5 protein-coding genes and 2 pseudogenes are annotated in these 6,182 nt (G+C 69.4%); 4 read left to right on the forward strand and 3 right to left on the reverse strand.

Going from position 1 to position 6,182, the window contains the following annotated elements:
• Positions 1–19: 19 nt before the first annotated feature.
• Positions 20–157 (forward strand): annotated as a pseudogene (locus TNCT1_RS37055) (IS5/IS1182 family transposase); the annotation flags it as partial.
• Positions 158–234: 77 nt separating this feature from the next.
• Here the strand turns inward: TNCT1_RS37055 and TNCT1_RS34590 are convergent.
• On the reverse strand, positions 235–1,488 hold the full coding sequence (locus TNCT1_RS34590; protein WP_143640145.1) for a cytochrome P450: 1,254 nt from the start codon (positions 1,486–1,488) through the stop codon (positions 235–237).
• A gap of 227 nt (positions 1,489–1,715) precedes the next feature.
• Between TNCT1_RS34590 and TNCT1_RS34595 the strand changes: the two genes are divergently transcribed.
• Complete coding sequence (locus tag TNCT1_RS34595; protein WP_143640114.1) at positions 1,716–3,440, forward strand: FAD-dependent monooxygenase; 1,725 nt, start codon at positions 1,716–1,718, stop codon at positions 3,438–3,440.
• A gap of 169 nt (positions 3,441–3,609) precedes the next feature.
• The gene (locus TNCT1_RS34600) at positions 3,610–4,581 is read left to right on the forward strand and encodes an amidohydrolase family protein (protein WP_235903054.1); all 972 of its coding nucleotides are present in this window, start codon (positions 3,610–3,612) and stop codon (positions 4,579–4,581) included.
• Between the two features lie 206 nt (positions 4,582–4,787).
• On the opposite strand, the gene TNCT1_RS36560 is transcribed toward TNCT1_RS34600, so the two are convergent.
• On the reverse strand, positions 4,788–5,009 hold the full coding sequence (locus TNCT1_RS36560) for an integrase core domain-containing protein (protein ID WP_373920528.1): 222 nt from the start codon (positions 5,007–5,009) through the stop codon (positions 4,788–4,790).
• A gap of 32 nt (positions 5,010–5,041) precedes the next feature.
• Here TNCT1_RS36560 and TNCT1_RS37060 point away from each other — a divergent pair.
• Positions 5,042–5,158, forward strand: a pseudogene (locus TNCT1_RS37060) (cation diffusion facilitator family transporter); the annotation flags it as partial.
• A gap of 401 nt (positions 5,159–5,559) precedes the next feature.
• Here TNCT1_RS37060 and TNCT1_RS34615 read toward each other — a convergent pair.
• Positions 5,560–5,865: a hypothetical protein gene (locus TNCT1_RS34615; protein ID WP_143640122.1), complete on the reverse strand. Its 306-nt coding sequence runs from the start codon at positions 5,863–5,865 to the stop codon at positions 5,560–5,562.
• Positions 5,866–6,182: the final 317 nt, after the last annotated feature.

Here is a 6,182-nt window from a genome sequence, read left to right on the forward strand (position 1 = left end):
CCCCCGCCATAAGGGCACCTCGCGTGAGTTCCGCCGTGCGAGGGCCGCGCGCGCTTGTACAGCGAGGATGCAGAACCGCGACTGCCGCCGGCGCGGCGACGGCCTCCACCACGCGGTTCAGGCCATCGCCCGCATGCACAATCTCGCCCTCGCCGGGTGGCCCGACAGACCCAGCCCCCGCTTCGGGGTGCGTGATCACGGGCCTTCTGCAACACCTCTGTGCCGACGATGTGTTCAGCCGGCGATCCGCTCCGGATCGAGCACCACGGGCAGCTCGGCGAGTCCGCGGAACGCCGGGAAGGGCACGGTCAGCCAGGGCACCTCGTGCGGGGGTACGGCCAGCGTGATCTCGGGATACCAGCGGAACAGCGTGGTGAGCGCGATGTGCGTCTCCAGGCGGGCCAGCGGTGACCCGATGCAGTAGTGGGGGCCGTGGCCGAACGCCAGATGGGGCTGCCTTCCGGCGCGCGTGACGTCGAGTCGGTGAGGTTCGGCGTACGCCTGCGGGTCGCGGTTCGCAGAGGTAATGGCGATCTGGACAAGGGCGCCCTTGGGGATCACCACATCGCGCATCAGGATGTCCTCGGTGGCGTGGCGGAAGGTGGAGCTCTCCACCGACCCCTCGTACCGCAGCAGTTCCTCGATGGCCTGCTTCAGGGCCTCGGGGCTCGCGAGGGCCGCGCGCTGCTGGTCCGGCTTTGAGAGCAAGTGGTACACGGCGTTGCCGATGAGGTACGCGGTGGTCTTGTGACCCGCAAAGAACAGCACCCACGCCGTCGAGACCAGCTCATGGTCCGTCAGGGCGCCGTCCTGGTCCTGGGCCGCAATGAGCGCGCTCATCAGGTCGTCGCCGGGCGTGCTGCGCTTGCGCGCCACGAGATCGACCAGGAAGTCGCGCAGCTTCCCCTCGGCCTCTTCCAGGGCCTTTTTCGCCTCCGGGCCGAATCCGGTCTTCGCCACGGTCACCGCCCACTGGTGGGCACGCTCACGTTCGTCCTCCGGCACGCCGAGGAGTTCGCAGATGACCTGGAGCGGCAGCGGGAACGCGAAGTTCGGGAGCAGGTCGACGGACGCGTCAGTCGGACAGCGCTCCAGCAGTTCCTCGGTGACCTGCTGGATACGCGGGCGCAGCGATTCCACGCGGCGCGGGGTGAAGGCGCCCTGCACGATCCGCCGGAGCCGGGTGTGCTTGGGCGGGTCGGAGAACAGCATGTTGTCGTCGAGCGCGATGGAGGAGTCGCCGAAGATGCGATGGTACGCGTCGAGGGCGCCGTACATGTCCTTGCTCAGCCGGGGGTCGGACAGCGCCGCCCGCGCATCGTCGTAGCGTGTGATCAGGTAGGTCTCCACGCCGTGGGGCGGCTGCAGCGGGCACACCGGGGCGGTCTTCCTCAACTCCGCGTACACGGGGTGCGGGTTGGCGCGGAATTCGGGGGTGCATCGGGAGGCGGCGGCCGCGGCATCCGCGGATCCGGGTTCGGTTTGCATGGGTGCTCGCGTCATGGATTCGACGGTTCCCGGCAGGCGGCCGCCAGCAAACGTCCTTAGCCCGCCCGGAGCGACGCCGGGACGCGGCGTCACGGTCGGAGCAACAAGAGATGCGGGGTCCGGTGAAGCGGGCGAAGAGTTGATGCCGAAGGAAAACGCCCCGAGTCACCGTTTCTTACGGTTTCGGGGCCCTCGGTTCGGGACGACAGATGTGAGGGGATCAGCCGATGAGCAGACGAGCCGTGGAATCCGTACCAGTTCTGGTGGTAGGCGGCTCCTTGGTGGGCCTGTCCACGTCAGTCTTTCTCGGCCGCCTCGGCATCGAGCACCTTCTCGTCGAGCGTCACGCCGCGACGTCCACCCACCCCCGCGGACGTGGGAACAACCTGCGCACCATGGAGCTGTTCCGGACCGCGGGCGTCGAGCAGGACATCCGCGTAGCAGCGAGCGCACTGACCGGAAACGACGGCGTCCTCCAGGTAAGCACGCTCTCCACCGGCGACCGTCGGTGGATCGTGAAAGCCATCGACACGGATACGCCCCTCGGCGGGGACACGCCCCTGTCGCGGATCACCTCGTCCGGCTGGTGTCTGTGCAGCCAGAACGACCTCGAGCCCGTTCTCCTGCGCCACGCCCACGCCCTCGGCGGCGACATTCGCTTCGGCACCGAGCTCGTCTCCTTCACTCAGGACGCCGAAGGGGTGCATGCGGAGGTAAGGGACCGTGACAGCGGCGAGACGCGCATCATCCACGCCCAATACCTCGTGGCCGCCGACGGGCCCCGCAGTCCGGTGCGTGAGCGGCTGAATATCACCCAGTCGGGACCGGGCGCGCTGTTCCACAACGTGAGCATCATGTTCCGCAGCAAGAAGCTGCAGGACGTCGTCGGCGACAGACACTTCGTCGTCTGCTACATCACCGATCCCGCTGGAGAGGGTGCCCTGCTGCCGGTGGACAACCGCGAGCAGTGGGTCTTCCACGCCCCCTGGGCCCCAGACCGGGGCGAGAGGCTGGACGCCTTCACCGACGCGCGCATCGTGGCCCACATCCGCGCCGCGGCGGGCGTCCCCGACCTCGACGTCGAGGTCATCGCCAAGGCCCCCTGGCACGCGGCGGACCGCGTGGCCGACAGCTACGGCGAGGGCCGGGTCTTTCTGGCCGGTGACTCGGCGCACGAGATGCCCCCCACCGGTGCCTTCGGCTCCAACACCGGCATCCAGGACGCGCACAACCTCGCCTGGAAGATCGCGGCCGTCCTGCGCGGCTGGGCCGGACCGGGCCTGCTCGACACCTACGAGACGGAACGCCGGCCGGTCGCCCTCGCGACGACCGCCCGCGCCCTGTTCCAGGCGGGCGAGGAACAGCACCCGGGTTACACCCCGGAGAAACGCAAGGACGACCCGGCCGACGCGCTGACGGTGGCCCTGTGCTATCGCTACCCCTCGGGCGCCGTCGTCGGCACCGACCCGGACGCCGCGATCGTGCCCGACCGGTTCCAGCTGGGCGGCGCCCCCGGGAGCCGGGCCCCCCACCTGTGGGTGACCACTCGGGACGGCCGGCGGATCTCCACCCTGGACCTTTATGAACGGTCCTTCGTCGTCCTCACCGGCCCCGAAGGCGAGGCCTGGCGCACCGCGGCCCGCAGTGTCAGCGCACGCCTGGGCGTCCCGGTGGAAGGCTACGTCGTGGGTCCGGACCACGACCTGGTCCCCGAGAACGGGGCCGACTGGGCGGTGCCGCACGGCACGACGCAGTCCGGTGCCGTTCTGGTCCGCCCGGACGGGTTCGTGGCATGGCGGTCACCCAGCCTCGTGCTTGATGCGGAACGGGCGTTGACGGAAACGCTGATGACGGTGCTTCGCCGAGAGACTCCGCCGAACGCCGTGGCCGAGCCGCGGCGAACGACCGCCACGGGGCAGCCACTGGCGACCGCGCCGGACAAGCGCGTCTGAGCGCCTCCCCGCGGAGGACGACCGCCACGGAGCAGCCACTGGCCACCGCGCCGGACAAGCGCGTCTGAGCGCTCCGCCTGAACGCTGCTCCGGAACGAAGAGAGAACCAATAATGATATCTCCCCACCCCTCGACATCCGCCCCGGCCGACGACGCCCGAACCTCACGCGTGGACGTCCACCACCACTTCACTGCACCCGCCTGGCTCGACTGGGCCGAGGCACAGGGCGTGGTCCGGCGCGACAGGCTGCCCTGGTGGACCCGCTGGGACCTCGACTCTGCACTCGCCCTCATGGACCGTACGGGAATCCGCACCACCGTCATGACCGTGGCCATGCTCGGCCGCATTCAGGAGCGCAGCAAGCGCGAGGAGAGTGCACGGGTAGCGCTGGAGGCGGCGGCCGAAGTCGCCGCGAGCCACCCCGCCCGCTTCGCCTTCTTCACACCGGTCTTCCTCGATGATCTCGACCTGTCGAGCTGGTCGCTGAAGTACGGCCTCGATGATCTCGGCGCTGCCGGAGTGAGCACGCGCACCAGCGCGAGCGGCGTCTATCTCGGCGACCCTTCCCACGACCGCCTCCTCGCCGAGCTGAACGACCGCTCCGCGGTCATCAGCACGCACCCGATGGACGTACGGGGTGGCCACGCCGACGGGCCGGGTGTCCCAGGCCTCCCGCCGTTCATGTGCGACTTCCTCATGGATACGACTCGCGCGGCGATCAACCTCATCCTCAACGGAACTTTGGACCGCTACCCCAACCTCAGCTTCGTCCTTCCGCACGGTGGCGGCTTCCTCCCCTACATGGCCACTCGACTGGAGCTCTTCAGCAACCACCTCACCCCCGAGGTCGAACCGTCCCGGATACGTGACTACCTGCACCGCTTCTACTACGACACGGCGGGCCCCACGTCCCCATCCTGGACGCCCACGCTCATCTCCACGGTCGACCCCGCCCGGATCCTCTACGGCACCGACTGGCCGCCCACGCCCGCCCATATCGTCTCCGACATCGCCGCACCGGCCCTGGACAGCGACCCGGCCATCACCGACCATCAGCTCCGCGGCATCAACCGGGATAACGCGCTACGCCTGATACCGGCGCTCGCACCCGATGATCGGCCAAGTGCGGGGCGCCTCTGAGCCTGTTTCCCCAGCCCACGGTCCGGCGCGGGTACGCGCCCAGGACGAAAACGAAGACCCACGACCAGGTGCGGTCGTAGGTCAGGTCGGCCAGCCACAGCGGGTTTGGTTGCTTGCCGGGGAAACCGTCGGTTGACCACGTCCGGCGGACGCGGGGCGGCCGGCTCGCGGTTGGTGTTGCTCCAGCGCTGCCCTCGCCGGTGCTGCTATTCGAGCTCGGCCGGCGAAAGGTAGTTGAGGGCGCTGTGGCGCCGTCGGGCGTTGTAGTAGGTCAGCCACTGGAAGATCTCCAGCCTCGCCTGCCGCACCGTCGAGAACAGCCTCCGGTGCATCGTCTCTCTTGAGTCCCTGCCAGAACGACTCGGCCAGGGCGTTGTCGCAGCTCGCGCCGACCCGGCCCACGCTCCTCCGGATTCCGAAACCGTCACAGACCTGCGCGAGCGCCGCCGACATGTAATGGGTGGTCCTCAAGGACACCGCCCGCGAGGTCTACAGCTGGCTGATGGACTCCGTCGATCCCGCCCTGGTCGACACGGCCGAGACCGCCCTGCGCGACGCCGAGGGGCCCCTGGCCGTGGCCCTGGCCCACCGTGGCGCCTGGGCCGCGCGGCCCGGCAGCCACCGCGGCGCGACGGTGCCCTGGCCTCCGGGACCGGGCATACAGCAACGCGTTCCGTGAGCAGGGCCGTCCACACGAGACGGGGATGCGCTGTACGCGTTCACCGGCCGGCTCCTGAAGCCGTACCGTGAAGCCGCGAATCCGGCCTGAAACGGCGAAATGTAGGCCGTGCGAGTGAAGTGCTTGGATGCATTTCAGGCCGATGACGGTCTGCAGACCGCTGGCCCCACTCGTCCGGTCGCGTTCACCGTTGCCGCTGTCAGCTGCGGGTGTCACCAGCATCAGCTGTGCGGGCAATGACGGCGGCTTGACGCGCGGTTGCGCAGTCCAGGAGGCGCGAAGGGACGCCTGCGCGACGGTCAGATGGAGGACTGCGGCCCTCGTGTGCCGACGTTGCCGTCGCTCCCCCGCCGCGTGCAGGGCCGCGTCCGACATGCGCGACCCGCTCGATCTCGGTCAGCGCCGGTGTGAGCAGCATCTTCACCGGCCCGAATTTCATTGATGTCGCACGTGACCCGGGTCAGGCCGACGGACTCTTTGAGGCAGCCGTTCGTCTCCCAGCGGGCCCGGTGCCCCAGCCAGGGCAGCGCCGGGGTCAGCGTGACGACGAGGCTGTCCAAGACGCAGGTGCCGTCGCTCACGTCCTCCACCAGGCAGACGCTCATGTCACTCCTCACCCGTTTGCGGGCCGGAAAAGCGCCGGGCACACAGCCGGCAGCGGCGGACTGAGAACACACACCGACAGGCATAAAACCGCACGTGGAGCTGCCTGTGAAGGCGAGGGACGGCCGCGCGGACACCGGATGCCAGGTGGCCGACACCCCGGCACCGGCAGGGCTGTGCGGGACGTGACCGCCGTGCACATGGGCCAAACTGGGACCCCGGCCCGATTCCGGCGGGCCGGGGCTCCACAGTCACACGACGGGCCGCGGACTAGTACTCGTCGTCGTGGTGACGCTTGACCACGCGGAAGCTGGCCAGC

This window comes from Streptomyces sp. 1-11, from assembly GCF_007176755.1.
Taxonomy (GTDB): Bacteria; Actinomycetota; Actinomycetes; order Streptomycetales; family Streptomycetaceae; genus Streptomyces.

Bases quoted from the DNA above. Each gene is read 5' to 3' on its own strand.
- TNCT1_RS34615 (WP_143640122.1), bottom strand. From the start codon at position 5,865: ATGAGCGTCTGCCTGGTGGAGGACGTGAGCGACGGCACCTGCGTCTTG.
- TNCT1_RS34595 (WP_143640114.1), top strand. From the start codon at position 1,716: ATGAGCAGACGAGCCGTGGAATCCGTACCAGTTCTGGTGGTAGGCGGC.
- TNCT1_RS34590 (WP_143640145.1), bottom strand. From the start codon at position 1,488: ATGCAAACCGAACCCGGATCCGCGGATGCCGCGGCCGCCGCCTCCCGA.